Below are 22754 nucleotides of genomic sequence, written 5' to 3' on the forward strand. Positions count from 1 at the left end.
TTCAGGCCCATTCGCGGGCACGCCCGCTCCCACAGGTACGGCACTGGCTTTCAGGGCTGTGAAAAACCTGTGGGAGCGGGCGTGCCCGCGAATGGCTGCAAAGCAGCCCCTGTAACGACTCAATGCCCGACGTAGACGGTCAGTGTCTGGCCTGGCTTGAGGGCGTGGCCGCTGCGTGGGTTCCAGCGCTTGAGGTGCTTCATTTCCACATTGAAGCGCTTGGCCACCAGGTACAGGGAGTCGCCCTTGCGCACCTTGTATTTGGTGGAGCGCTTTCCGGATGCTGCGACCCGGTTGCCGGCGGCGCTCGGAGCACTGCCACCACGCAGGGCCAGAACCTGGCCAGCGCGCAGACTGTTGCCGGACAAGCGGTTCCAGCGCTTGATGTCCTTGACCGATACGCGGTTGGCCCTGGCGATGACGCTCAGGTTATCGCCACGCTTGACCCGGTAGCTGCGTGCCGCCACCGGTGCCTTGGCTTCAGCCACAGCCCTGGCAAACGCTGCTTTCGGTGGTTGCAGGCTGACCAGCTGCTCGGGGTTGAGGTTGGACAGGCTGGCACTGAGCAACTGCGCCTTGGCGGTGGGCACCAGCAGCTGTTTCGGGCCATCGACAGTCATGCGCTTCTTGAATGCCGGGTTGAGCTGGATCAGCTCGTCCTCGTCGATGTTGGCGAAGGCCGCGACCCGGGTAAGGTCCAGGCGATCTTTGATCGCCACCGCTTCGAAGTACGGTTCGTTGGCGATCGGGGTGAGATTGATGCCATAGGCTTCTGGCGTGGACACCACCTGCGACAGCGCCAGCAACTTGGGCACGTAGTCGCGGGTTTCCTGTGGCAGCGGCAGGTTCCAGTAGTCGGTCGGCAGGCCGAGCTTTTCGTTGCGCTCGATGGCTCGGCTGACGGTGCCTTCGCCGGCATTGTAGGCCGCCAGGGCCAACAGCCAGTCGCCGTTGAACATGTCGTGCAGGCGGGTCAGGTAATCCAGCGCGGCGTTGGTCGACGCGGTGACATCGCGGCGGCCGTCATAGAAATTGGTCTGGCGCAGGTTGAAGTGACGACCGGTAGCCGGCATGAACTGCCACATGCCGGCAGCGCTGGCGCGTGAGTAGGCCATGGGGTTGTAGGCGCTTTCGATGGCGGGCAGCAGGGCCAGCTCCAGCGGCATGTCGCGTTCTTCAAGGCGTTCGACGATGTAGTGCAGGTAGAGGCTGCCACGTTCCCCGGCGCTCTCTATGAAGGACGGGTTGCTGGCGAACCACAAACGCTGCTGCTCGATGCGCGGGTTGACATCGATGCTGTCCTGCAGGGCGAAGCCCTGGCGCATGCGCTCCCAGACATCCTGCGGTGCCTGCTCGGCCGGCTTGACCAGCAGCGGGGAAGGTTTGTGCTTGATCCGCGCCTGGTAGTTGTGCGCGCGAACGCTATCGGATTCGTCGAGCTGACGGGTGCTCTGGCAGCCCACCAGCGTGGCTGCCAAGGCCAGCGCACTGATTTGGGCCAGGCGCGTCAGGGCGACGGAATGAGAGGTTCTGCGGCTACGGGAAGACATCGGCTGACACAGGTATCCGGGCGAAAAATTTCGGCGATTCTAGAAACCGCTCCGGCCCCGGTCAACCTTTGACCCTCACTTGCGATATATCTTGCGGTTATCAGAAGCTGTCCTTCCAAGACCTCAAGGCAGCAAAAACAGCGACATGCGAGGTGTTTGAATGTCCCTTCCATTCGTCTGCTTTTTGTTTAACTAATGTTTCAGAGGTGCGCAGAAAGGGGTTGGTCAGGCGCTCCAGGCCAATCGTTGAGGGCAGGCTGATGCGATTTTCGGCGCGTAAACGGGTAACGTCCTCAAACCGTTGCTGAACGTGCGGATTGCTCGGCTCTACAGCTTTGGCGAAGCGCAGGTTGCTGAGGGTGTATTCGTGGGCGCAGTACACTTCTGTCTGCGCTGGCAGGGCCGCCAGGCGGGCGAGGGCGGGCTGCATCTGTTCGGGTGTACCCTCGAACATGCGTCCGCAACCGGCGGCGAACAGGGTGTCGCCACTGAACAGGACGGGCGTTGCTGGCTGGTCGCTGAAGAAGGCGATATGCCCCAGGGTGTGGCCGGGTACTGCCAGTACCTGGAATGTCACACCCAGCACGTCGACCCTGTCGCCTTCGTCCAGTGCCAGGTCGCGGCCGGGAATGCGCTCGTTGGCCGGGCCACAGACCCGTGCACCGGTCAATTGCCTGAGCCGTTCCACCCCGCCGACGTGGTCATTGTGGTGGTGGGTGACGAGGATGTCGCTCAGCACCCACTCGGGGTTGGCAGCCAGCCAGCGTTCCACCGGGCCGGCATCGCCCGGGTCGACCACCGCACAACGGCGTTTGGCAGTATCCTGTAACAACCAGATGTAGTTGTCGGAGAAAGCGGGGAGAGCATCGATCTGTATCATGGTGCGGATCCGATTCGCCTAGCGTGGCACATGAGGGCATCTTAGCCGCGATGGCGCGGTGGGAGAACCTTCGAGGGAGAGCGCAATGACCGACCAAGCCTTTGCTCAGGCCGACCCGGACTGGGTCGAGCTGATCAGCCTGGCCCGTGAGTGGTTCAATGGCCCACTCGGCCAACTGATGCTCATGGAGGAGGACAAACTGCTGGAAGAAGAGCTCGGGCGCTTCTTTGGCGGTTATCTCGTACATTACGGGCCTTGCGCCGAGCCACCGCCCAGAGCCCCCCAGGTGCAGCGTAACGTGCGCCTTGGTGCGCCGTTGCCGGGGGTGGAGATTGTCTGCGAAGAGCAGGCCTGGCCGTTGAGCGAGCACGCTGCCGATGTGGTGGTGCTGCAGCATGGGCTGGACTTCTGTCTGTCGCCCCATGGCCTGCTGCGCGAGGCCGCCAGTGCCGTGCGCCCGGGCGGGCACCTGCTGATCGTGGGGATCAACCCGTGGAGCAGCTGGGGCATGCGCCATTTCTTCAGTCACGATGCTCTGCGCAAGGCGCGCTGCATCTCGCCGTCACGGGTGGGCGACTGGCTCAACCTGCTGGGCTTCGCGCTGGAGAAACGCCGCTTCGGGTGCTATCGTCCGCCGCTTGCCTCACCGGCCTGGCAGCAACGCCTTGAAGGCTGGGAACGACTGGCCGGCGGCTGGCAGGGCTTCGGTGGCGGGGTGTACCTGCTGGTGGCGCGCAAGATGGTGGTGGGCCTGCGGCCATTGCGGCCGGAACGCCGCGAGCCAATGGGCAAGCTGCTGCCGCTGCCACTGGCGAAAGTCAACCGCACCGCAGCCAACCCCGAAACTGACAAGCACTGAATTCAAGAGTGGTACATGAGCGATAGCGTCGAGATGTTTACTGATGGTGCCTGCAAGGGCAACCCTGGCCCGGGTGGCTGGGGCGTGCTGATGATCTACAAGGGCGTCGAGAAGGAACTATGGGGCGGCGAGCGTGAGACCACCAACAACCGCATGGAGCTGATGGCCGCGATCCAGGGCCTGATGTCGCTCAAGCGTGAATGCGAGGTGGTACTGACCACCGACTCGCAGTACGTGATGAAGGGCATCAACGAGTGGATGGTCAACTGGAAGAAGCGCGGCTGGAAGACGGCGGCCAAAGAGCCGGTGAAGAATGCCGACCTGTGGCAGCAGCTCGATGAGCAGGTCAACCGCCACAAGGTGACCTGGAAGTGGGTGCGCGGCCATATCGGCCACCCCGGCAACGAACGCGCCGACCAGCTGGCCAACCGTGGGGTCGATGAGGTGCGCGCCCAGCGTTGAGCTGGGGTACAATCGCGGCCTTTGTAACGGATGCAAGTTGGAGCGCCCGCGTGGAGCAGCAGCAAGATAAACGGTTCGTCATTCTCGATACCGAAACCACGGGTATGCCGGTTGGCGAAGGCCACCGGATCATCGAGATCGGCTGTGTCGAGGTCATCGGCCGGCGCCTGACCGGGCGGCACTTCCACGTCTACCTGCAGCCCGACCGCGAGAGTGACGAGGGCGCGATCAACGTTCACGGCATCACGGATGCCTTCCTGGTTGGCAAGCCACGCTTTGGCGATGTTGCCGAAGAGTTCTTCGACTTCATCCAGGGTGCCACGCTGGTCATCCACAACGCGGCGTTCGACGTTGGCTTCATCAACAACGAATTCGCCTTGCTGGGCCAGCAGGACCGCGCTGACATTTCGCAGCACTGCACTATTCTGGATACCCTGCTGCTGGCACGTTCGCGCCACCCAGGGCAGCGCAACAGCCTGGATGCGCTGTGCAAACGCTACGACATCGATAACTCGGGCCGTGAGCTGCACGGCGCACTGCTCGACTCGGAACTGCTGGCAGACGTTTACCTGGCCATGACCGGTGGCCAGACCAGTTTGTCGCTGGCTGGCCATGGTGCAGATGCAGATGATGACGGGCAGGGGGTTGGCGGCAGCGAGATTCGCCGGATTGTCGGGCGTACCCCGGGGCGGGTGATCATGGCCAGCGCCGAGGAGCTGGAGGCGCATGCCGAGCGTCTGGCAGCGGTTGCCAAATCGGCAGGTGGGCCTTCGCTGTGGCAGGCCCTGACCGAGATACCTGCGGGTTGAGGCGCTGGGCTTGCCGTGGGTTGTGGGGTGTTGCTGAGATCGAGCGCCGCCCGCGCGGCGCATCGCGAGCTGCGCTCGCTCCTACGTTTGTTTCGGGCCAGTAACGCCTGTGACAGGCGCGCGCGACCGCCTTGCTCGTACGACGCGATATCGAGCCATGCACCAGGGCGTTCGCGCGAATATCCCATAGGAATAATTGGCCAGTAATGCCTGTGACAGGCGCGCGCGACCGCCTTGCTCGTACGACGCGATATCGAGCCATGCACCAGGGCGTTCGCGCGAATATCCCATAGGAATAATTGGCCAGTAACGCCTGTGCAGGCGCGCGCGACCGCCTTGCTCGTACGACGCGATATCGAGCCATGCACCAGGGCGTTCGCGCGAATATCCCACAGGAATAATTGGCCAGTAACGCCTGTGACAGGCGCGCGCGACCGCCTTGCTCGTACGACGCGATATCGAGCCATGCACCAGGGCGTTCGCGCGCAAATCCCCCAGGAATAATTGGCCCGAAACAAACGTAGGAGCGAGCGCAGCTCGCGATGCGCCGCGCGGGCGGCGCTCGATCTCAGCAACACCCAACACTCAAGGCAGGCACGTCAACTACCCTGAAATGGACGCCATGTCCTTCGGAGGTAGCCGCCTGATGTACAAGGACCTCAAGTTCCCGATCCTCATCGTCCACCGCGCCATCAAGGCCGACAATGTTGCCGGCGAGCGCGTGCGGGGCATCGCCGAGGAACTGCGCCAGGATGGCTTTGCCATTCTCGCCGCAGCTGACCACGCCGAAGCACGCCTGGTCGCCGCCACCCACCACGGCCTGGCCTGCATGCTGATTGCTGCCGAGGGCGTTGGCGAGAACACCCATTTGTTGCAGAACATGGCCGAGCTGATCCGCCTGGCCCGTCTGCGCGCCCCCAACCTGCCGATCTTTGCCCTGGGCGAGCAGGTGACCTTGGAAAATGCCCCCGCCGAAGCCATGAGCGAACTCAACCAGTTGCGTGGCATCCTTTACCTGTTCGAAGACACCGTGCCGTTTCTCGCCCGCCAGGTGGCGCGTGCTGCACACACCTACCTCGATGGCCTGCTACCGCCGTTCTTCAAGGCACTGGTGCAGCACACCGCGCAGTCCAACTATTCCTGGCACACCCCGGGCCATGGTGGCGGTGTGGCCTATCATAAAAGCCCGGTAGGCCAAGCCTTTCACCAGTTCTTCGGGGAAAACACCCTGCGCTCGGACCTGTCCGTTTCCGTACCGGAGCTGGGTTCGCTGCTCGACCACACAGGCCCACTGGCCGAAGCCGAGGCCAGGGCGGCGCGCAACTTCGGTGCCGACCATACCTTCTTCGTCATCAATGGCACCTCCACGGCCAACAAGATTGTCTGGCACGCCATGGTCGGCCGTGACGACCTGGTACTGGTGGATCGCAATTGTCACAAGTCGGTAGTGCACGCGATCATCATGACGGGGGCCATCCCGCTGTACCTGTGCCCGGAGCGCAACGAACTGGGCATCATCGGGCCGATCCCGCTCAGCGAGTTCAGCCCCGAGGCGATCGCTGCGAAGATCCAGGCCAACCCCCTTGCCCGTGATCGTGGGCAGCGCATCAAGCTGGCGGTCGTGACCAACTCCACCTACGACGGGCTGTGTTACCACGCCGGGCTGATCAAGCAGGCCCTGGGTACCAGTGTCGAGGTGCTGCACTTCGACGAGGCCTGGTTTGCCTATGCCGCATTCCACGACTTCTTCACCGGGCGCTACGCCATGGGCACCGCGTGCGCGGCAGACAGCCCGCTGGTGTTCAGCACCCATTCCACCCACAAGCTGCTGGCGGCGTTCAGCCAGGCCTCAATGATTCATGTGCAGGACGGCGCCAGGCGGCAGCTGGACCGGGACCGTTTCAACGAAGCGTTCATGATGCACATCTCTACCTCGCCGCAATACAGCATTCTCGCCTCGCTGGATGTGGCTTCGACCATGATGGAAGGGCCGGCCGGACGCTCGCTGCTGCAGGAGATGTTCGACGAAGCGTTGAGTTTTCGTCGTGCCCTGGCCAACCTGCGTGAGCACATTGCCGCAGAGGACTGGTGGTTCAGCATCTGGCAGCCGCCTAGCGCCGAGGGCATCCCCCGTCTGGCTGCGCAGGACTGGTTGCTGCAGCCGGGCGCGCAATGGCATGGGTTTGCTGAAGTGGCGGCCGATTATGTGCTGCTCGACCCGTTGAAAGTGACCTTGGTAATGCCGGGGCTGAGCGCAGACGGTGTGCTGGGCGCGCGCGGCATCCCGGCGGCGGTAGTCAGCAAGTTTCTCTGGGAACGCGGGCTGGTGGTGGAAAAAACGGGCCTGTACAGTTTCCTGGTACTGTTTTCCATGGGCATCACCAAGGGCAAGTGGAGCACCCTGCTCACCGAGCTGCTGGAGTTCAAGCGCCACTATGACGGCAACACCCCGCTCAGCAGTTGCCTGCCGAGCGTGGGGGCTGCCGACGCCTTACGCTACCAGGGCATGGGCCTGCGCGACCTGTGCGACCAGTTACATGACTGCTATCGCGCCAATGCCACGGCCAAACAGCTGAAGCGGCTGTTCACCCATTTGCCGGAAGTGGCGGTAAGCCCGGCCCAGGCCTATGACAAAATGGTGCGTGGGGAGGTAGAGGCGGTGCCGATCGAGGCACTGCTGGGGCGTGTGGCAGCGGTAATGCTGGTGCCGTACCCGCCTGGCATCCCGCTGATCATGCCGGGTGAGCGGTTCACCGAGGCGACCCGCTCGATCCTTGACTACCTGGCATTCGCCCGAGCATTCAACCAAGGCTTTCCCGGGTTTGTCGCCGATGTGCACGGCCTGCAGCACGAAGGGGGCCGCTACACCGTGGATTGCATCACGGAATGCGCGTGATCTCGACGCCGGAGCGTGCCAGTTCGAAACGGTTATCACCCAGGTGGTTGACCTTGTCGCCGATGGCCAGGCGATAGGTGGTGATGGGGGCGCCCAGCGTGCTGCCGTCGAGTTGCAGGGTGGACTCCTGAAACTCGTGCACGGGGTAGATGCGGCCTTCGGCGTCACGGGCGTGGAATTGGCCGACCATTACTGCTGCCATTTGGGTGGAAACCTCTGAATTACGTAGGAAATGTATGAAGGCATAGACCGTGAAACAGCCTCGGAAGTTTTCGCCCTGCGGAAAAAAACTTAGGCGCCGGAGAACGGTCATCTATAACTACAACGTCTCTTTACCCCGCAAAGGTTGGAATTGCCATGAGCCAGGTGTATTCGGTAGCAGTTGTCGTCGGTAGCTTGCGCAAGGAGTCCTACAACCGCAAGGTCGCCCGCGCACTTTCGGAGCTGGCGCCGTCCAGCCTTGCCCTGAGAATTGTCGAGATTGGCGACTTGCCGCTGTACAACGAAGATATCGAAGCCGAGGCGCCACCGCAGACCTGGAAGCGTTTTCGCGATGAGATCCGCCGCAGTGATGCGGTGCTGTTCGTCACCCCGGAATACAACCGCTCGGTGCCGGGCTGCCTGAAAAATGCCATCGATGTGGGCTCGCGTCCTTACGGGCAAAGTGCCTGGAGCGGCAAGCCGACGGCGGTGGTGAGTGTGTCGCCGGGGGCTATTGGGGGCTTTGGCGCCAACCATGCGGTGCGCCAGTCGCTGGTGTTTCTCGACATGCCCTGCATGCAGATGCCCGAGGCTTACATTGGCGGCGCGGCGAGCCTGTTCGAGGATTCGGGCAAGCTCAACGACAAGACGCGACCGTTCTTGCAGGCGTTTGTCGACAAGTTTGCTTCATGGGTGAAGTTGAACAGGGCGGTCTGAACCCCGAATCATGCTGTGCAGCGCCCCCCCCGTAGGAGCGGTTTTACCCGCGAATGCGTCATTGAATTTGCCGACGCATTCGCGGGTAAACCCGCTCCTACCCGTCAGCGGAAGCTGTAGGCAACCCCGGCGTATACGCCAAACCCTTCGCCCGGTGTCGAACGGGCATTGTCCTTGCCTGCGTCGTTGTAGGCCGGCGTCACGGTCGCTGCATAGCGCTGGTTGGTCAGGTTGCGCAGATCCAGCCAGGTCTGCCAGTCCTGTTTCGGTGAGTCCCAGCCAACGCGCGCGCCGAGCAAGGCATATTCATCCGCGTGGTAGCTGTTGGCGTAGTCCACTTGCACCTTCGAGGCCATTTGCGTGTTGACCCCGGCATAGAAGCCGCTCGGCCAGTCATAGCGCAGCTCGGCCTGGTAGTAGTGCATGGGGATACCGGGCAGACGGTTGTCGCCAAACCTGTCGTCATCACGGTAGTGGAAGTCGCTGAAGGTGTAGGCCTGGCGCACGCTCAGCTTGCCAGTGCCCGCGCGCTCCCACAGGGTGCTGTCGAGGCCGGCTTCCACGCCTTGGTGCACGGTAGCGCTGGCGTTGAATTCCTTGGCCGGGGCGCCTTGCACGATTTCCACCGCCAGCAATTCATGGCGAACCTGCGAGTAGTACCACGCTAGGTCCCAATGCCCCAATGCCGATTCGCCGCGTGTGCCCAATTCCAGTGTGGTGGCGGTCTGGTTTTGCATTTCGATCGGTTGGTTCGCTGTGGGCGCACTCCAGATCAGGGCCCAGGGATGGGGCGGCTCTACCGAGCGGCTCAGGTTGCCGTACACCTGCAAGTCCGGGCGGATGTCGTAGCGCAGCCCCAGGCGGGGTGCATAGTCCCAGTCATGCATGCTCACCTTGCCGCCTTCAGCGGGGTAGGTCACGTCACTTTCGCGGCGTGTGTAGATCATGGCCAGGCCGGTGCTCAGCCACAGGTTGGGGACCAGTTCCAGATCGTTGCCAACATGCAGCACGGTGTCCGAGCCCTGGTAGGTGAAGTCGCGGGTGCGCTCGCCGAACACATCGCCATTGCGAGTAAATTGCGAAGCGCCGCTGTTGGGCAGGTGCTTGGTGGTACGCCAACCGACGGTGGTCTTGCTCTCGCGCCCGAACAGTGTGTCGCGGCGGAAATAGTTCAGCGTACCGCTGACATCGGTATAGGCGACCTTCAGGCGCATGGGGCCTTCGCGCAGGTCCATCGGGTAGTCGTGATAGACCAGGCCGGCTTCCAGGCGCGCCTCGTCGTCGAGGTAGAAGGTGGTCTTGTTGCCCACCCAGGTGCTGCCTGGCTGCGGGCGGCTGTCGTCGCGGGCCAGATAAGAGGGGTTGGCCGCGCGCGGGTGGTGCTTGATCTGGTCTTTGGTGAGGCGCCCGGGCAGTTCGTTTTCAGTTTCCCGGTAGCGCAGGTAGAAGCGGGTTTCCAGGTTGGGGTTGAAGCGGTAACCGACATTGGCGGCAATGCCCTTGGCGCTGCCACTGCTGTGCGCCTGGTAGCCGTCGTATTCCGAATCGGTCAGGGCCACGTAATAGTCGAGATCGCCCAGCACCTGGCCCGAACTGATGTGCCGATGCTGGTAGCCGCGGCTACCGACCTCGTAGCGTACTTGCAGTGCAGGCGCGTTGTAGCCGGTGTGGGTGACGTAGTTGATGGCACCGCCCAAGGCCAGGGAGCCTTGGTCAAAGCCATTGGCGCCACGCAGCACTTCGGCACGGCTCAGCCACAGCGGTTCGAACAACTCGTAAGGCGTGCCGCCCGGGCCGGTCAGCGGCAGGCCGTCGAACATCGTGTATACGCCAGAACCGTGCGCCCCCGGTGCACGGTTGATGCCCGAGCCGCGTATCGACAACTTGATGCCATCGTTGCCTGCCGATTGGGCGAACACCCCAGGTTGGTAGGCCAGCACGTCCTGGTTGCTGGCCACGCGACCTTGCCCCACGCGCTGCATGTCTACCAGGTTGCTGGCTCCCGGTACTTCACGCAGGCGCTCGCCGGCAGCCGTCAGCTCGTTCTGCTCCTCATCGGTGATCAGCACCCGGCCCAATTCGACCGCGGATGCCCCCAGCGCGGGCTGGGTGGCAGTCAGGGCCGCCAGCAGAGCGAGGCGGGATGAGAGGGGTAAATCGGAACGCATTGTACGACTCCAGGCGAAAGGCGAATGGACAACGGCGTTGAGACGAGCGAAATGCGGCTTGGAGCACGCAGAAAGTCGGCAAATCGTGCGCATCCTTCGTCACGCGGTCTTGTATGAAAGTTCTTTACAAACCCCGGCGGTGGAGGCGGGTGGCCTGCGCTTCGTAAGGTGACTGCAGGTAGGCAGTGATGCCCCGCTCAATCACCCGTGGAGTTCAAACATGACTGACAACGCTCGACACTTGCAGCAACCCTTGGCGGACGCCCCGGTTCGTCTAACGCCACGTGAACAGCAAGTGCTGTTGTGGTGTGCTTATGGCAAGAGCTCTTGGGAGATCGGCCAGATCCTTGAATGCAAGGAGTCGACGGTGAATTTTCACGTGTCCAACATCCTGCGCAAATTTGAAGTGCCTACCCGGGTGGCCGCTGTGATCAAGGCCATTCGCTACGGCATGCTGGCCGAGCAGTAAGGGGGTAGCGCATGAGCAACGATCCTCGGCTACCGCGCTTTGCCGATTGCCATGACCCGTTCTGGCCGCGGGTGGATTTGTGCAGGTTGCGGGAGCACCTGCAACTGCCGCGGTCTGTCAGTGAAGCTGCTTTGGAAGTGGCCGCGCGCTGCGCTGCTATCGAGGCAGCACGCGAATTCGCCCGCTGGCGGTCAGTACTGCGAGAGCGGGGTTACAAGCGCCTCGATGATGTAGCCGGGCATGATCATGGGCGTGCCTTGCGGGTGTGCTACATCCGTTTTGTCGAAGCGGCGGTCATGTATAGCCTGGGTTCAACCACCTGCCTGCCTGTTCCGCGCGGAGGGCAGGCCCATGCCTGAGGTATCTGTTTTCGACAGCCTGGCCCCAGCATTGGTGGCGTTCCTGGGTGTGGATGGCGATGTGCTGTTCGCCGCGCTACTGGGAGCATTGTTGGTGAGCGCGGCACGCGATCGATTGATCACGAGTGAGGCCAGGCGCCTGACACTGGCCAAGAAACTGCTGCTGCTATTCGTGACCGTGGGCGTGGGCCATTTGTTCGAGCCACTGGTTTCGTCATTGGTGCCTTTGCTGAGCCGGGGCATGGCGGCATTCGTGGCCGCTGTGGTGGTGATCCCCATCAGCCTCAAGGTCATGGTCTGGCTGGATACACTCGACCCACGCGAACTTATCCAGCGCTGGCGCCGTCGAGGTTAGCCACTGGCTGCGCCGCCGAGCTCACTCAGTTGCTGTTCCAACTGCTGGATGCGCTGCTTGTCCTTGATGAGCAGCAGGATGGCCTGACGATCGCAGGGCGAGAGCGTGCGTAGCCGTTCGAGCATATCGCACTCCCAGCCCGCATCACTTGGGGCGGCGGCGTTGTGCTCGGCTTGGCCCAGCAATAGCCAGTCCAGTGAGCATGCATACTTTTTGGCAATGTCTATGCAAAGTGAGTAAGGAATGCTTTCGCGAACCTTCCAGCTGCTCAGCGTTTGCGGGCTGACCGACAGTGCACGTGACAACTCGGCATCAGTTTGTGCATCAGTGAGAAGCTTAAGGCGCGTGAGCACCGCAGCAAGTCCGTGAGTACTCATAACAAATATCCATGACTGGTTTAATGATATTCCATGGGCTTAAACTACTCGTTATGAATACAGCCCTGCGTTTTAAGGAGCACTTCTGCAGTGAGAACCACCAAATTGAAGAATACACCCACAGTTGCAGCCAATACTGACACACAGGCTAGCCTGAGCAATGCTAGCAGGTACTTGCCGTGAGTACTTACAAGCTGGTTTGCCCGCATTGCCACAGCCGGATGCGTATACGTACTAGCGAAGGGCGCCATATTTTCCTGCGAATCGCTTATTTGCAATGCACCACCGAGGCGTGTGGATGGTCAGTACGCGCTGAATTCGAAATGACCCATGAACTTTCTCCCAGCGGCATGCCCAACCCGGAAGTGTACCTGCCTTCGGCCAATGGTGATTTGCGCAAGGCCGCTTTGCCGGGTGCAGGCCAAGGCAGCCCGAGTGAGTGAGGCACCATTGGGAACAGGTAACAAAAGGTGCAGATAAAAAAACACCCCGCCTAGGCGGGGTGTTTTCTGTTATTGGGGCTGCCGGGGTGATCAACCGATCAGTTGCAGGCCCGCTTGCTGAACCAGGTCCAGCAGGGGTTGCGGGTACACGCCAAGTACGAAAGCGAGAATGGCGATAGCCAGCAGCATGACGCCGCCGGTGCGTTGTTCCCACTTCAGCGGGGCGTCGTGACGGCGCAGGTTCGGCTCGACCAGGTACAGGGTAACCATGACGCGCAGGTAGTAGTACACGCCGATGGCGCTACCGATCACCAGCGCACCGACCAACCACCACAGGTGCGATTCGACGCCGGTAGCGATGATGTAGAACTTGCCGATGAAGCCGGCGGTCAGCGGGATACCCGCCAGCGACAGCATCATCACGGTCAGTACCGCGGTCAGGTACGGGCGGCGCCAGAACAGGCCACGGTACTCGTACAGTGCATCGGCGTCGCGGCCGCCGTATGGCGAGGACATCAGGGTGATGACGCCGAAGGCGCCCAGGCTGGTGATCACGTAGGTGACCAGGTACACGCCCATGGCTTCCAGGGCCAGGCCCTTGCTGGCGACCAACGCGATGACCAGATAACCGAAGTGGGCGATGGACGAGTAACCCAGCAGACGCTTGAGGTTGCTCTGGGTCAGCGCCAGCAGGTTACCAATCAGGATCGAGGCTACGGCAATCACCGCCAGTACAGTGCTGAGCACGCCGCTGCTGGCAGCAGGGGAGAGCATGAACAGGCGTACGACAACGGCGAATACTGCGACCTTGCTGGCGGTTGCCAGGAACGCGGCGACCGGCGCCGGAGCGCCTTCGTACACGTCCGGGGTCCACAGATGGAACGGTACCAGCGACAGCTTGAAGGCCAGGCCGACCAGCATCATGCCCAGGCCCAGCTGGGCCACCAGGCTTGGCATGCTGGTGGTAGCCAGGGCCATGCCGATCTGGTCGAAGCTCAGGCTGCCGGCGTCGGCGTACAGCAGGGCCATGCCGAACAGCAGGAAAGCCGAGCCTGCGGCCGACAGCACCATGTACTTGATACCGGCTTCCAGCGATCGCTTGTTGAAGAAGGCATACGCCACCAAGCCGTAAACCGGTACCGACAGCAGCTCCAGGCCGATGAACAGGCCCGCCAGGTGGTTGGCGCTGACCAGCACCAGGCCACCGAGGGCCGACATCAGCAGCAACAGGTACAGTTCTTCACGGTTGCCCGGGAAACCCTTGGAGCCTTCGCCGAGGTAGGCGTGGGCGAGGGTGACGCAGGCCAGTGTCGCTATGAGGATGATCGCCATGTACAGGCAGGCGAACTTGTCGATGGTGATCAGCGAGGTGACCGCCAGCGGCGCGACCTTCAGCGCCGGCAAGATCGACAGCAGGGCCAGGTTCAGCCCCACGGTGGACAGCAGGAAGGTCTGCGAGTGGTTGCGCTTCCAGGCGATCGCCAGCATCACCACCACCGTGGTGATGGTGGTGATCAGCATCGGCGCCAATGCGATGAAGTGTTGAGTGGTGAATTCCATAGCGCTCTTACCGGGCCGAAGCGAGTTGAGTGAAAGCGGATCCGAGCCACTGCTGCACACCACTCATGGTGGCGGCAGAGGTGTCGAGGAACGGCTGCGGATACACGCCCAGCAGGATCAGCAATACCGCCAGACCCAGAACCATGATCAGTTCGCGACCGTCCATGCCGGCCAGCACGGTGTCGGCCTTGGCCGGGCCAAAGTAGGCGCGGTGGATCATGATCAGCGAGTACACCGAACCGAACACCAGGCCGGTGGTGGCAATCACGGTGATCCATGGTACGTGCACGAAGCTGCCGATCAGGATCAGGAACTCGCCGACGAAGTTGCCGGTGCCTGGCAGGCCCAGCGATGCCGCTGCGAAGAACAGGCTGATGGCCGGCAGGTAAGCGATGCGGTGCCACAGGCCACCCATCTGACGCATGTCACGGGTGTGCAGGCGCTCGTACAGCTGACCGGACAGGATGAACAGCGCCGCAGCCGACAGGCCGTGGGCCAGCATCTGGATCACTGCACCTTGCAGGGCCTGCTGGCTGCCGGAGTAGATACCGATCAGCACGAAGCCCATGTGCGAGACGCTGGAGAAGGCGATCAGGCGCTTGATGTCGGTTTGTGCGAAGGCCAGGAAGGCACCGTAGAAGATACCGATCAGGCCCAGGGTCATGGCGATCGGCGCGAACTCGGCCGAGGCGTTCGGGAACAGCGGCAGGGCGAAGCGCAGCAGGCCGTAGGCTGCAGTCTTCAGCAAGATACCCGCCAGGTCCACCGAACCTGCGGTCGGTGCCTGGGCGTGAGCGTCAGGCAGCCAGGAGTGGAACGGCACCACCGGCAGCTTCACCGCGAAGGCGATGAAGAAGCCCAGCATCAGCAGGTACTCGATACCGGGTGGCAGCTCGGCCTTGAGCAGGTCGCTGTAGTTGAAGGTGAGCACGCCAGTGGTGTTGTAGTTGACCAGCACCAGGCCCAGGATCGCTACCAGCATGATCAGGCCGCTGGCCTGGGTGAAGATGAAGAACTTGGTAGCCGCGTAGATCCGGGTCTTCTTGCCGTCTGCCGAGCTGTGACCCCAGAGCGCGATGAGGAAGTACATCGGCACCAGCATCATTTCCCAGAAGAAGAAGAACAGGAACAGGTCCAGGGCCAGGAACACACCGACCACGCCGCCGAGGATCCACATCAGGTTGAGGTGGAAGAAGCCGACGTGGCGCTGGATCTCTTTCCAGGAACACAGTACCGACAGCACACCGAGCAGGCCGGTGAGCAGGATCATCAGCAGCGACAGGCCGTCAAGGGCCAGGTGGATGCTGATGCCGAAGCGCTGGATCCACTGGACTTTGTATTCCAGGGCCCAGGCCGGTTCGGCGCCCGGGGCGGGCGCAAGGGTGTAGTCGCCGGTACCCCACAGCCACAGGCCGATGCCAAGCAGCAGGGACATGGTCAGCAGCGCGATCCAGCGCGGCAGGGTGGCGCCGAAGCGCTCACCCAGCCAGCACAGGAAGCCGCCGATGAAGGGGATCAGGATCAGCCAAGGCAAAATCATGACGGGTTGGTTTCCTTTGGCAAAGTCGCAAGATTCATAGTCATACCGCAGCCACTACCACAGCACCGAGCACCAGCACGGCACCCACGGCGATAGAGGCGGTGTACCAGCGCAGTTGGCCGGTCTCGGTCTTGCTCATGGCAACGTGGCCGCCACGCGCCATCCGAGGAATCAGGCCGATGGTGCGGTCAACCGGGTCCTTGCGCAGGATGTGGCTGATCAGCAGGTACGGTTTGACGAAAAGCTTGTCGTAGATCCAGTCGAAGCCCCAGGCAGCGAACCACCAGGCCGACAGGACGCGACCGATGCCACTGTTGGCTACGGCGCTGACGAAGTGGCGCTTGCCCAGGAACAGCAGGGCGGCCAGCAGGATACCGGCGATGGCGATGGCACCCGAGGTGATCTCCAGCGCGTGCTTGGCTTCGCCACCGGCATGGCCGGCGCTTTCCGGCAGCACACCCGCCAGCGGTGGGGTGATCCAGGCGCCAACGAAGGTCGACAGCACGATCAGCACGCCCAGCGGCAGCCAGTGGCTGATGCCGTGGCCCGCGTGGGCTTCGGTCTTGGCTTCGCCGTGGAAGGCGATGAAGATCAGGCGGAAGGTGTACAGCGAGGTCATGAACGCGCCAACCAGGCCGGCATACAGCAGGCCGGTGTTGCCGCTGGCGAAGGCTTCCCAGAGGATCTCGTCCTTGGAGTAGAAGCCCACGGTCACGATCGGCAGGGCCGCCAGTGCCGCGCCACCGACCACGAAGCTGGCGTAGGCCAGCGGCAGTTTCTTCCACAGGCCGCCCATCTTGAAGATGTTCTGCTCGTGGTGGCAGGCAACGATCACCGCACCGGAGGCAAGGAACAGCAGGGCCTTGAAGAAGGCGTGGGTCATCAGGTGGAAGATTGCCGCGTCCCAGGCACCCACGCCCAGGGCCAGGAACATGTAGCCGATCTGGCTCATGGTCGAGTAGGCGAGGATACGCTTGATGTCGGTCTGTACCAGCGCGGCGAAGCCGGCCAGTACCAGGGTCACGCCACCGACCACACCTACCAGGTGCAGGATGTCTGGCGCCAGCAGGAACAGGCCGTTGGTACGGGCGATCAGGTACACGCCCGCGGTTACCATGGTAGCGGCGTGGATCAGTGCCGAAACCGGGGTTGGGCCCGCCATCGCGTCGGCCAGCCAGGTCTGCAGTGGCAGCTGGGCCGATTTACCCACCGCGCCACCCAGCAGCATCAGTGTTGCCAGGACCATCCAGGTGTCGCCAGCCTGGAACTTCTGCGGTGCCAGCACCAGCAGTTCCTGCACGTTCAGGGTGCCCAGCTGGGCGAACAGGATGAACAGGCCGATGGCCATGAACACGTCGCCGATACGGGTGACGATGAATGCCTTGAGTGCCGCGTTACCGTTGTTGCGGTTGCTGTAGTAGAAACCGATCAACAGGTACGAGCACAGGCCCACGCCTTCCCAGCCGAAGTAGATGAACAGCAGGTTATCGCCGAGGATCAGGAACAGCATGCTGGCGATGAACAGGTTGGTGTACGAGAAGAAGCGCGAGTAGCCGGCTTCGCCACGCATGTACCAGGACGCGAACAGGTGGATCAGGAAACCGACACCGGTCACTACGCCGAGCATGGTGACCGACAGGCCGTCCAGGTACAGGGTGAAGTTCGGCGCGAAGCCATCCACCGACATCCACTGCCACAGCAGCTGGCTGTACGCGCCGCCCTCAGGCGGGGCGACGTTGAACTGCCAGATGACGTAAGCGGCCGTGGCGGCCGACAGGCCTACCGAGCCGACGCCGATCAGGGCGGACAGGTTCTCCGAGAACCGTCCGCGCGAGAACGACAGCAGCAGGAAGCCGATGAGGGGAAAGACGAAAGTCAGGAAGAGAAGGTTCATCCGCGCATCTCACTGGCAGCATCGATGTCGAGAGTGTGGAAGCGGCGATACAGCTGCAGCAGGATGGCCAGGCCAATGCTGGCCTCGGCGGCTGCCAGGCTGATCACCAGAATGAACATCACCTGGCCGTCGGGCTGGACCCAACGGGCACCGGCGACGACGAACGCCAGGGCAGAGGCGTTCATCATGACTTCCAGGCTCATGAGCACGAAGAGGATGTTGCGGCGGACCATCAGGCCAACCAGACCTAAGCAGAACAGGATGCCGGCGACCGCCAGACCATGCTCGAGAGGGATAGCACCCATGATTTACTCCTTCGCCTCGTTGCGGCCCAGGTGGAAGGCGGTGACGGCTGCAGCCAGCAGCAGCATCGACGCCAGTTCGACCACCAGCAGGTAAGGGCCGAACAGGCTGATGCCCACGGCTTTCGGGCCCACGGTGGTACCGCTGATGCCGGCGCCACTCGGGGTGACGAACAGCACGTACAGCAGCTCCGCCAGCAGCAGGGTGCCGAGGATTACCGGCCCGGCCCAGATACCGGGCTTGAGCCAGCCCCGTTCCTGGGCGACCGAAGCCGGCCCGAGGTTGAGCATCATCACCACGAACACGAACAGCACCATGATGGCGCCGGCGTATGCGATCACTTCCAGGGCGCCGGCAAACGGCGCACCCAGGGCGAAGAAGATCATGGCCACGGAAATCAGCGAAATGATCAGGTAAAGCAAGGCGTGCACGGGGTTGGTGCCAGTTACCACCCGAAGGGTGGAGACCACGGCGATCCCGGATGCGAAGTAGAAAGCGAATTCCATCTTTCTGTCCTTATGGGAGCAAGCTCTTCACGTTGATCGGCTCGGCTTCGTTCTGTGCAGAGCCCTTCGGCTTGCCAGCGATTGCCATACCCGCAACACGGTAGAAGTTGTAGTCAGGGTTCTTGCCGGGGCCGGAGATCAGCAGATCTTCTTTCTCGTACACCAGGTCCTGACGCTTGAACTCGGCCATTTCGAAATCCGGAGTCAGCTGGATCGCGGTGGTCGGGCACGCTTCTTCACACAGGCCGCAGAAAATGCAACGCGAGAAGTTGATGCGGAAGAACTCCGGGTACCAGCGGCCGTCCTCTGTCTCGGCCTTCTGCAGCGAAATGCAGCCGACCGGGCAGGCCACCGCGCAGAGGTTGCACGCTACGCAGCGCTCCTCGCCATCGGGGTCGCGGGTGAGGACGATGCGGCCGCGGTAACGCGGCGGCAGGTACACGGGTTCTTCGGGGTACTGCAGGGTGTCGCGCTTACGAAACCCGTGGGAGAACACCATTGCCAGGCTGCGCAGCTGGGTGCCGGTGCCCTTAACGATGTCGCCGATATACTTGAACATGGGTCAAATCCTCACTGGGCCGCGACGGCTGGCGTGTTGTAGAGCACGATCGCAGCGGTCACCAGCAAATTGATCAGGGTCAGCGGCAGGCAGAACTTCCAGCTGAAGTCCATCACCTGGTCATAGCGTGGGCGCGGGATCGAGGCGCGCAGCAGGATGAACAGCATGATGAAGAACGCGGTCTTCAGGGCGAACCACAGGAACGACAGTTGCGGCAGGATGCCGAACGGGCCGTGCCAGCCACCGAAGAACAGGGTTACCAGCAGCGCCGAGATGAGGATGATGCCGATGTACTCACCGACGAAGAACATGCCCCACTTCATGCCGGCATACTCGATGTGGTAGCCGTCGGCCAGTTCCTGTTCTGCTTCCGGCTGGTCGAACGGGTGACGGTGAGTCACGGCGACGCCAGCGATGAAGAAGGTGCAGAAGCCGAAGAACTGCGGAATGATGAACCACAGGTTCTGCGCCTGGTACTCAACGATGTCGCGCATGTTGAACGAGCCCACCTGCACCACCACGCCCATCAGCGCCAGGCCCAGGAACACTTCGTACGACACGGTCTGTGCCGAAGCACGCAAGCTGCCCAGCAAGGCGTACTTGTTGTTCGACGACCAGCCGGCGAACAGCACCGCGTAGACCGACAGGCCGGCCATGGCGAAGAAGAACAGCAGGCCGATGTTCAGGTCGGCAACGCCCCAGGTCGGGGTGATCGGGATGACCACGAAGGCGATCAGCAGGGCGCTCATGGCCACTACCGGTGCCAGGGTGAAGATCACGCGGTCGACGAAGGGCGGGTTCCAGTCTTCCTTGAAGAACATCTTCAGCATGTCGGCAGCGATCTGGAACATGCCGAACGGGCCAACGCGGTTCGGACCGTAACGGTCCTGCCACCAGCCCAGCAGGCGCCGCTCGACGAAGCTGAGCAGCGCGCCGCAGACCACCACCGCCAGCAGGACCACGATGGCCCGCAGCACGGTGAGGATCACATCGATCACTTCGGGGGTGAACCAGCTCATTGTGCTGCCTCCTGCAGACCTTCGACGGATGCACCGAAGATGGCAGGCGGAATGCCAGCCAGGCCTTTCGGCAACGCGACCAGGCCTGCGCCCAGCTCTTCATTGATACGCAGCGGCAGGCGCAGGGCCACACCGGCGACGTTCAGGCTCAGCAGGGCACCCTCGTTGACGCCCAGGCGGTCGGCTTCGGACTTGGCCAGGGCCACGTAGGCAGCCGGGATGCGTTCTTGAACCGGAGCGGCGCGCGAGGAGCTTTCTTCGCTGCCGAACAGGTGGAAGAACGGCACGGCAGTCCAGGTGCCACGGGCCGGGTTGAAGGCACCCGGAATAGCGTTGAACCAGTTCAGGCGGTCGCCTTGCGATTCGATCAGGCGCACGCCCGGGTCACCGGCACGCAGGTGGCCACCGACCTCGTCCTGGAACTTGTTCCAGGCTTGCGGCGAGTTCCAGCCCGGCGACCAGGCGAACGGCACCTGCTGGCGCGGTTCGGCCGAACCCGAGTAGCCTTCCATGGAGAAGGCGAACGCGGTGTCCTTGTCTTGCGGGGTGCGTGGCTCGTGCACGCTGATGTTGGCGCGCATCGCAGTGCGGCCGGAGTAGCGCAGCGGCTCACGGGCCAGCTTCATGCCCTTGATGCGGAACGCAGCGCTTGGCGCGGCGTTGACGATGCCGGCCAGTTGCGGAGCGGCTTCGGCGCAGGCGCTGGTGACGTGGTCCAGCTGGGTCCAGTCGACCGGCTTGTTCAGCAGGGTGGCACGCAGGGCGTGCATCCAGCGCCAGCCTTCGTGGATCTGGATGCTGCTGTCCAGGTACTGCGGGTCGAACACCTGGAAGAAGCGCTGGGCACGGCCTTCCTGGCTGACCAGGGTACCGTCACCCTCGGCGAACGAGGCGGCCGGCAGCACCAGGTGGGCGCGGTCGACGGTGGCAGTTTTGGAGTGGTCGGCAACGATCACCACCTTGGCCGCAGCCAGGGCTGCATCGACCTTGGCGGCCGGTACGCGGGTGTACAGGTCGTTTTCCAGCACCACGATGGCATCGGCCTTGCCGCTGATGACCGCGTCCAGCGCGGCATCGACCGACTCGCCACCGAGCATGGCCAGGCCAAGGCTGTTGGCCTCAGGTACCACCAGGCTCAGCGAGCCGTTTTTCTCGCGCAGCTTCAGGGCCTTGGCGATGTTAGCGGCGGCTTCGATCAGAGCTGGGTCGGCCAGCGACGTACCGGCAACGACCAGTGGGCGCTTGGCGGCGACCAGGGCGTCGGCGATGCGCTGGGCCAGGGCCTTGGCTTCGTCGTCCAGGCCGGCGACGGCAGGGGCGCTCGGGTCGATGGCGTGGGCCACGGCGAAACCGATGCGGGCCAGGTCGGCCGGCGCAGCGTGTACGCATTCTTCGGCGACGTCGTCCAGCTTGGTTTCAGCCAGGGACGCGATGAACAGTGGGTACAGCGCGTGCTGGCCAATGTTCTTCACAGCAGCGTCGAGCCAAGGCTGCACTTTCATCGCTTCGGCCATGGCCTCGGCCTTGCCTTTGGTGGCCTGGCGTACGGCCAGGGCAACGCGGGCAGCGGTCTGGGTCAGGTCTTCACCGAGCACGAACACGGCGTCGTGGTCTTCGATGTCGCGCAGGGTCGGTACTGGCAGCGGACTGTTGTTCAGCACGTTCAGTGCCAGGCGTACGCGGGCCAGTTCGCCAGCTTCCATGCCCGAGTAGAAGTACTCGGCGCCGACCAGCTCACGCAGGCCGTAGTTGCTTTCGAGGCTGGCGCGTGGCGAGCCGATACCGACGATGGTACGGCCGCGCAGCAGGTCGGCGGCCTTGTCCAGGGCGGCGTCCAGGCCCAGCTTGGTGCCGTCGGCCAGTTGTGGCTGGCGCGGGCGGTCCTTGCGGTTGACGTAGCCGTAGCCGAAGCGGCCGCGGTCGCACAGGAAGTACTGGTTGACCGAACCGTTGAAGCGGTTTTCGATACGGCGCAGTTCGCCGTAGCGCTCACCCGGGCTGATGTTGCAGCCACTGGAGCAGCCATGGCAGATGCTTGGGGCGAACTGCATGTCCCACTTGCGGTTGTAGCGCTCGGAGTGGGTCTTGTCGGTGAATACGCCGGTCGGGCAGACCTCGGTCAGGTTGCCGGAGAACTCGCTTTCCAGCACGCCGTCTTCGACGCGGCCGAAGTACACGTTGTCGTGGGCGCCGTAGACGCCCAGGTCGGTACCACCGGCGTAGTCCTTGTAGTAGCGCACGCAGCGGTAGCAGGCGATGCAGCGGTTCATCTCATGGGCGATGAACGGGCCGAGGTCCTGGTTCTGGTGGGTACGCTTGGTGAAGCGGTAGCGGCGCTCGTTGTGGCCGGTCATTACCGTCATGTCCTGCAGGTGGCAGTGACCGCCTTCCTCGCACACCGGGCAGTCGTGCGGGTGGTTGGTCATCAGCCATTCGACGACGCTGGCGCGGAACGCCTTCGACTCTTCATCGTCGATGGAGATCCAGGTGCCGTCGGAAGCAGGGGTCATGCAGGACATGACGATACGACCACGGGTGTCGTTCTCGTCGGTGTACTGCTTGACTGCGCACTGCCGGCAGGCACCAACGCTACCAAGCGCCGGGTGCCAGCAGAAATAAGGGATGTCGAGGCCGAGCGACAGACATGCCTGTAACAGGTTGTCTGCACCGTTGACTTCGAGCGCTTTGCCGTCTACGTGGATAGTGGCCATTGTTCAAAGTTCTTCGTTGGCCCGCGTGAGCGGGCGTGGCTAATGGAAATCGGTGAGCTTGCGACACGCCTCGATTGCTCGGGCCTGCCGGTAAGCTGGCGAGTGGCACGGACCACC

Annotated in this window: 22 protein-coding genes; 9 read left to right on the forward strand and 13 right to left on the reverse strand. The window is 62.8% G+C overall.

Translation table 11 applies throughout. From position 1 onward, the window contains the following. Nucleotides 1-119 precede the first annotated feature (119 nt). On the reverse strand, nucleotides 120-1550 hold the full coding sequence (locus QCL51_RS08480; protein WP_021783277.1) for a lytic transglycosylase domain-containing protein: 1431 nt from the start codon (nucleotides 1548-1550) through the stop codon (nucleotides 120-122). Between the two features lie 100 nt (nucleotides 1551-1650). Further along, nucleotides 1651-2430, reverse strand: coding sequence for a hydroxyacylglutathione hydrolase (gene gloB / locus QCL51_RS08485; protein WP_084852343.1), 780 nt, complete (start codon nucleotides 2428-2430; stop codon nucleotides 1651-1653). An 85-nt stretch (nucleotides 2431-2515) separates the two neighbouring features. On the opposite strand from gloB, the gene QCL51_RS08490 reads away from it, so the two are divergent. The 4 genes from QCL51_RS08490 to QCL51_RS08505 all read left to right on the forward strand — a co-directional run bounded on the left by QCL51_RS08490 (nucleotide 2516) and on the right by QCL51_RS08505 (nucleotide 7456). After that, nucleotides 2516-3289: a methyltransferase domain-containing protein gene (locus tag QCL51_RS08490; protein WP_021783275.1), complete on the forward strand. Its 774-nt coding sequence runs from the start codon at nucleotides 2516-2518 to the stop codon at nucleotides 3287-3289. A 15-nt stretch (nucleotides 3290-3304) separates the two neighbouring features. Beyond that, nucleotides 3305-3751 carry a ribonuclease HI gene (rnhA, locus tag QCL51_RS08495; protein WP_003251460.1) on the forward strand — a complete coding sequence of 149 codons (447 nt, stop codon included), beginning with the start codon at nucleotides 3305-3307 and terminating at the stop codon, nucleotides 3749-3751. Nucleotides 3752-3801: 50 nt separating this feature from the next. Further along, a complete protein-coding gene (gene dnaQ, locus QCL51_RS08500; RefSeq protein ID WP_274102970.1) occupies nucleotides 3802-4560 on the forward strand; it encodes a DNA polymerase III subunit epsilon in 759 nt (252 codons plus the stop codon). A 646-nt stretch (nucleotides 4561-5206) separates the two neighbouring features. Beyond that, nucleotides 5207-7456 (forward strand): Orn/Lys/Arg decarboxylase N-terminal domain-containing protein, encoded by a 2250-nt coding sequence (locus QCL51_RS08505; RefSeq protein WP_031322297.1) that lies wholly within the window; start codon nucleotides 5207-5209, stop codon nucleotides 7454-7456. Here QCL51_RS08505 and QCL51_RS08510 read toward each other — a convergent pair. Then, nucleotides 7440-7658 carry a hypothetical protein gene (locus tag QCL51_RS08510; RefSeq protein ID WP_003251457.1) on the reverse strand — a complete coding sequence of 73 codons (219 nt, stop codon included), beginning with the start codon at nucleotides 7656-7658 and terminating at the stop codon, nucleotides 7440-7442. The genes QCL51_RS08505 and QCL51_RS08510 overlap by 17 nt on opposite strands. Nucleotides 7659-7813: 155 nt before the next feature. Between QCL51_RS08510 and chrR the strand changes: the two genes are divergently transcribed. Beyond that, entirely contained in the window at nucleotides 7814-8374 is a 561-nt protein-coding gene (chrR, locus tag QCL51_RS08515) for a class I chromate reductase ChrR (protein WP_274119092.1), read from the forward strand. A 104-nt stretch (nucleotides 8375-8478) separates the two neighbouring features. Here chrR and QCL51_RS08520 read toward each other — a convergent pair whose 3' ends face one another. Continuing rightward, nucleotides 8479-10542, reverse strand: coding sequence for a TonB-dependent receptor (locus QCL51_RS08520; protein WP_279934793.1), 2064 nt, complete (start codon nucleotides 10540-10542; stop codon nucleotides 8479-8481). 220 nt (nucleotides 10543-10762) lie between these two features. On the opposite strand from QCL51_RS08520, the gene QCL51_RS08525 reads away from it, so the two are divergent. Genes QCL51_RS08525 through QCL51_RS08535 form a run of 3 tightly spaced genes read left to right on the forward strand, consistent with a single transcriptional unit; the run spans nucleotide 10763 to nucleotide 11725 of the window. Further along, nucleotides 10763-11011 carry a helix-turn-helix domain-containing protein gene (locus QCL51_RS08525; protein WP_103469853.1) on the forward strand — a complete coding sequence of 83 codons (249 nt, stop codon included), beginning with the start codon at nucleotides 10763-10765 and terminating at the stop codon, nucleotides 11009-11011. A gap of 11 nt (nucleotides 11012-11022) precedes the next feature. Next, nucleotides 11023-11370, forward strand: coding sequence for a head completion/stabilization protein (locus QCL51_RS08530; RefSeq protein WP_021783229.1), 348 nt, complete (start codon nucleotides 11023-11025; stop codon nucleotides 11368-11370). Continuing rightward, the gene (locus tag QCL51_RS08535) at nucleotides 11363-11725 is read left to right on the forward strand and encodes a hypothetical protein (protein ID WP_021783228.1); all 363 of its coding nucleotides are present in this window, start codon (nucleotides 11363-11365) and stop codon (nucleotides 11723-11725) included. Before QCL51_RS08530 ends, QCL51_RS08535 begins: the two co-directional genes overlap by 8 nt. On the opposite strand, the gene QCL51_RS08540 is transcribed toward QCL51_RS08535, so the two are convergent. After that, complete coding sequence (locus QCL51_RS08540; RefSeq protein ID WP_021783227.1) at nucleotides 11722-12102, reverse strand: helix-turn-helix domain-containing protein; 381 nt, start codon at nucleotides 12100-12102, stop codon at nucleotides 11722-11724. The two genes, QCL51_RS08535 and QCL51_RS08540, sit on opposite strands and share 4 nt — an antisense overlap. Before the next feature lie 179 nt (nucleotides 12103-12281). Here QCL51_RS08540 and QCL51_RS08545 point away from each other — a divergent pair, with 179 nt between their 5' ends. Next, nucleotides 12282-12545: an ogr/Delta-like zinc finger family protein gene (locus QCL51_RS08545; RefSeq protein WP_010954906.1), complete on the forward strand. Its 264-nt coding sequence runs from the start codon at nucleotides 12282-12284 to the stop codon at nucleotides 12543-12545. A gap of 90 nt (nucleotides 12546-12635) precedes the next feature. Here QCL51_RS08545 and nuoN read toward each other — a convergent pair whose 3' ends face one another. From nuoN to nuoG, 8 genes are read right to left on the reverse strand one after another with little or no spacing between them, the layout of a single operon-like run. Continuing rightward, on the reverse strand, nucleotides 12636-14105 hold the full coding sequence (gene nuoN / locus QCL51_RS08550) for an NADH-quinone oxidoreductase subunit NuoN (RefSeq protein ID WP_279934798.1): 1470 nt from the start codon (nucleotides 14103-14105) through the stop codon (nucleotides 12636-12638). A 7-nt stretch (nucleotides 14106-14112) separates the two neighbouring features. Beyond that, entirely contained in the window at nucleotides 14113-15645 is a 1533-nt protein-coding gene (nuoM, locus tag QCL51_RS08555; protein WP_021783224.1) for an NADH-quinone oxidoreductase subunit M, read from the reverse strand. A gap of 40 nt (nucleotides 15646-15685) precedes the next feature. After that, the gene (nuoL, locus tag QCL51_RS08560) at nucleotides 15686-17539 is read right to left on the reverse strand and encodes an NADH-quinone oxidoreductase subunit L (RefSeq protein ID WP_176682212.1); all 1854 of its coding nucleotides are present in this window, start codon (nucleotides 17537-17539) and stop codon (nucleotides 15686-15688) included. Further along, on the reverse strand, nucleotides 17536-17844 hold the full coding sequence (nuoK, locus tag QCL51_RS08565; RefSeq protein WP_003251446.1) for an NADH-quinone oxidoreductase subunit NuoK: 309 nt from the start codon (nucleotides 17842-17844) through the stop codon (nucleotides 17536-17538). Before nuoK ends, nuoL begins: the two co-directional genes overlap by 4 nt. A gap of 3 nt (nucleotides 17845-17847) precedes the next feature. Next, entirely contained in the window at nucleotides 17848-18348 is a 501-nt protein-coding gene (gene nuoJ / locus QCL51_RS08570) for an NADH-quinone oxidoreductase subunit J (RefSeq protein WP_021783223.1), read from the reverse strand. A gap of 10 nt (nucleotides 18349-18358) precedes the next feature. After that, on the reverse strand, nucleotides 18359-18907 hold the full coding sequence (nuoI, locus tag QCL51_RS08575) for an NADH-quinone oxidoreductase subunit NuoI (protein WP_003251442.1): 549 nt from the start codon (nucleotides 18905-18907) through the stop codon (nucleotides 18359-18361). Between the two features lie 11 nt (nucleotides 18908-18918). Continuing rightward, the gene (gene nuoH, locus QCL51_RS08580) at nucleotides 18919-19926 is read right to left on the reverse strand and encodes an NADH-quinone oxidoreductase subunit NuoH (protein ID WP_003251440.1); all 1008 of its coding nucleotides are present in this window, start codon (nucleotides 19924-19926) and stop codon (nucleotides 18919-18921) included. Continuing rightward, nucleotides 19923-22637: an NADH-quinone oxidoreductase subunit NuoG gene (nuoG, locus tag QCL51_RS08585; protein WP_338444746.1), complete on the reverse strand. Its 2715-nt coding sequence runs from the start codon at nucleotides 22635-22637 to the stop codon at nucleotides 19923-19925. Before nuoG ends, nuoH begins: the two co-directional genes overlap by 4 nt. Nucleotides 22638-22754 lie beyond the last annotated feature (117 nt).

The sequence above is a fragment of the Pseudomonas sp. LTR0 genome, assembly GCF_036630035.1.
Taxonomy (GTDB): Bacteria; Pseudomonadota; Gammaproteobacteria; order Pseudomonadales; family Pseudomonadaceae; genus Aquipseudomonas; species Aquipseudomonas putida_Y.